Genomic DNA, 2,561 nt, shown 5'->3' with positions numbered 1-2,561 from the left:
GTTGTAAACCAATCTTACACAGCCCAAAGTGCGCCGCAATAGCGACTCTTGTTCGGGTGTGGGGTAAAATCGGTAAGAATAGGCTTTTTCCATGTCTCACGTTTTAGCATATATTTTGTAAATGCGCTAATATTTAACAGTAAAGCCAACCTAGAACGACGGGGTTTCAGACCCAAAATTTTCGATGAGCGAAGCTGAACAGAACAAATATATTAACCAACTCAGACGGCAATTAGTCAACGCTGTCGAGAGAATCAAGACTCTGGAATTAGATTTAGAACCAGAGGGGCGGATTACGGCAGCTTTTGACGCTATGGAACGGCATATAGATGAAAAATTCGCCGCCATTGACAAGCGCTTTGATCGCTTGGCACATCAGTTCAACCGACTACAGGCTAAGATAGAAGTAGTTCTCGAAGCTATCACGGGTTTGGGGGACTTGCCGGAAGATGAATCATTGTCAAAAAATGCTCCAAACTACTTGACAAATGCTCTGAGATTTGGCATACTCAGGTAAGTGTGAAAAAAACGGCTTGCGGGCATAGCTCAGTGGTAGAGCGTCACCTTGCCAAGGTGAATGTCGCGCGTTCGAATCGCGTTGCCCGCTTGAAAAAATCTTGAAATATACCTTAAGGTCAGGATGAATAATTTAGGGATATCCCTTAAGATGGGAATTACCCGTGAGCAATAGGGTTGAGGATTTTGGGCAACCATTGAATACCTTAGCCATTGACCACGAGCGACTAAAAACAACCGTTTATAAACAAAAATTTAGCTTGTGCGACCGCATAAATATACCAAAATCGACCAACACCAAGACTATCCTTGTCCCTGTCGTCGGAAAGGGACATTATGCCCGATTTTATTGACCGATGCCTTTGGCTGCGATCGCTGTCAACAGATATTTGTGGTACAGGAAAACGGCCAAATTATCGAACAATTAGCCCCCCACTATCCCTATAAACGCACTTGGCGCTGGACGGGATTTCGTTGGGTGAGTACGAATCAGCGTCTTGGGGAAGGAGTCTTGCCCCTGATGATGGGGATAATTCTGTTATTATCGGTCGTCTGGCTACCGTTAATCTTGAAATCACCGCCGGGGGTAAGCGTGATTTTTGGGGCAATTCTAGTTATGCTATTAGTTATTTTGCCCGCATTCATCTTTTGGTTAGCCTATCGACGCTAGACAAGAATCTATGATCGAAAGTTCCCCCAAAACCCCCCCGACGATCTTTAAGCAAGCATACAATGCTTTTCTGGATCTGGGTCAATTCAATGGCAACGAAAGAAATCGCGGGGTAATCGCGATCGCTAATGGCATTAAAACTGGCTTTGATCGCATTTTAGAAGCCAATACCCTCGATTTAGAGGTCAGTCGAGAGATGGCCGTCTCAGAACAAATGATTCGCTGGTTACGGTTAACTCCCGAACGTTTAGAGACGACGGTGGAGGTATTGCAACAACTAGCGGAAGCATCGGATCCGCTGCAACAGGTAATTAACGCGGCCTATCAACTTAATCCGTCCCAAACCTATTGCCAAAGGATGCCTTTAGGAGTGATTGCCTTAGTCTATGAAGGTTTTCCCGAATTAGCGATGGTAGCGGCGGGATTTTCCCTAAAAAGTGGCAATAGTTTGATTATTCGCGGTTCCAATGCCTCTAGTCATTCCGATGGAGTGATTACGGAAATTATCCAAGAAGCATTGGAAGATGTGGGTTTACCGGTGGATTGTGTTAGTGGTTTACCCTGTGATTCTAGTCCCTCCCTAGAGGAGTTGGTGACGCAGGAAAATTATGTTAATTTGATTATTCCCTACGGTCGCCCTAGTTTAATCGGTCAGGTGAGTCAATTGGCCACGGTTCCCGTTTTGCGCGCGGCCATGGGAAACTGTTATTTGTATTGGTCTCCTAGTGGCGATTTGGAGTTAGCCCGTCAGGTAATTATCGATAGTCATGGCAGCATACCCGATCCGGTTAACGCGATCGAAAAAGTTTTAATTAGTCCCCATCAGAATTCTTCGACTTTAAGTCGTTTGTTTAAAAGTTTGCAGGAAAAAGGCTTTAAATTGCGGGGAGATACCCGATTAGCGGCGGATTTTCCGGAACATTTAACCATTGCTACCGATAATGATTGGCAAAGACCCTATTTAGAAAAAAAGCTGGCCTTTAGGTTAGTGGATACCCTAACTGATGCGATCGCTTGGATTAATAAGTATAGTAGCGGTCATGCCGATTGTATTGTCACCGAATCCTATCGAGAAAGTCGTCAATTCGCCATGGAGTCTGATAGTGCTTTAGTTTATATCAATTCTTCACCCCGATTCGATCGCAATCCCAAACAGGGAGAATCGGTATTTTTGGGCATTTCCAACCAAAAAGGCCAGCGCCGGGGGTTAATCAACCTAGAAACCTTTACCACCCTTAAACAGGTGGTGCAGGGGTAGTTTTGGTGAACTGGGTATTGTTAAGTTAGCTAAAAAATCGGCTATTTTGCTCTTAAGTTATAGTTAGTGGTCTGCTGAAAAAGTTTTTCGTGGGGACAGGGTGTGGGGTGTGGGGTG

Annotated in this window: 4 protein-coding genes and 1 tRNA gene; 4 read left to right on the top strand and 1 reads right to left on the bottom strand. The window is 44.8% G+C overall.

The features are described from left to right. Positions 1-93: helix-turn-helix domain-containing protein (locus PX636_RS13065; RefSeq protein ID WP_155119265.1), on the bottom strand; the 93-nt coding region annotated here is incomplete at its 3' end. A gap of 91 nt (positions 94-184) precedes the next feature. Here PX636_RS13065 and PX636_RS13060 point away from each other — a divergent pair. The 4 genes from PX636_RS13060 to PX636_RS13045 all read left to right on the top strand — a co-directional run bounded on the left by PX636_RS13060 (position 185) and on the right by PX636_RS13045 (position 2,444). Beyond that, complete coding sequence (locus PX636_RS13060) at positions 185-517, top strand: hypothetical protein (RefSeq protein WP_012266164.1); 333 nt, start codon at positions 185-187, stop codon at positions 515-517. 18 nt (positions 518-535) lie between these two features. After that, positions 536-607: transfer RNA gene (locus PX636_RS13055), tRNA-Gly, on the top strand. A gap of 171 nt (positions 608-778) precedes the next feature. Beyond that, positions 779-1,186, top strand: coding sequence for a hypothetical protein (locus PX636_RS13050; RefSeq protein ID WP_012266165.1), 408 nt, complete (start codon positions 779-781; stop codon positions 1,184-1,186). Between the two features lie 10 nt (positions 1,187-1,196). Then, positions 1,197-2,444, top strand: a complete 1,248-nt coding sequence (locus PX636_RS13045) for a glutamate-5-semialdehyde dehydrogenase (RefSeq protein WP_002798032.1) — start codon at positions 1,197-1,199, stop codon at positions 2,442-2,444. The last annotated feature ends 117 nt before the right edge of the window (positions 2,445-2,561 follow it).

This window comes from Microcystis sp. M53598_WE2 (assembly GCF_030067735.1).
In the GTDB taxonomy this organism is placed as follows: domain Bacteria; phylum Cyanobacteriota; class Cyanobacteriia; order Cyanobacteriales; family Microcystaceae; genus Microcystis; species Microcystis aeruginosa.
Note: the sequence above shows the minus strand (reverse complement) of the source record. Positions and strands in the feature narration are given on the sequence as shown.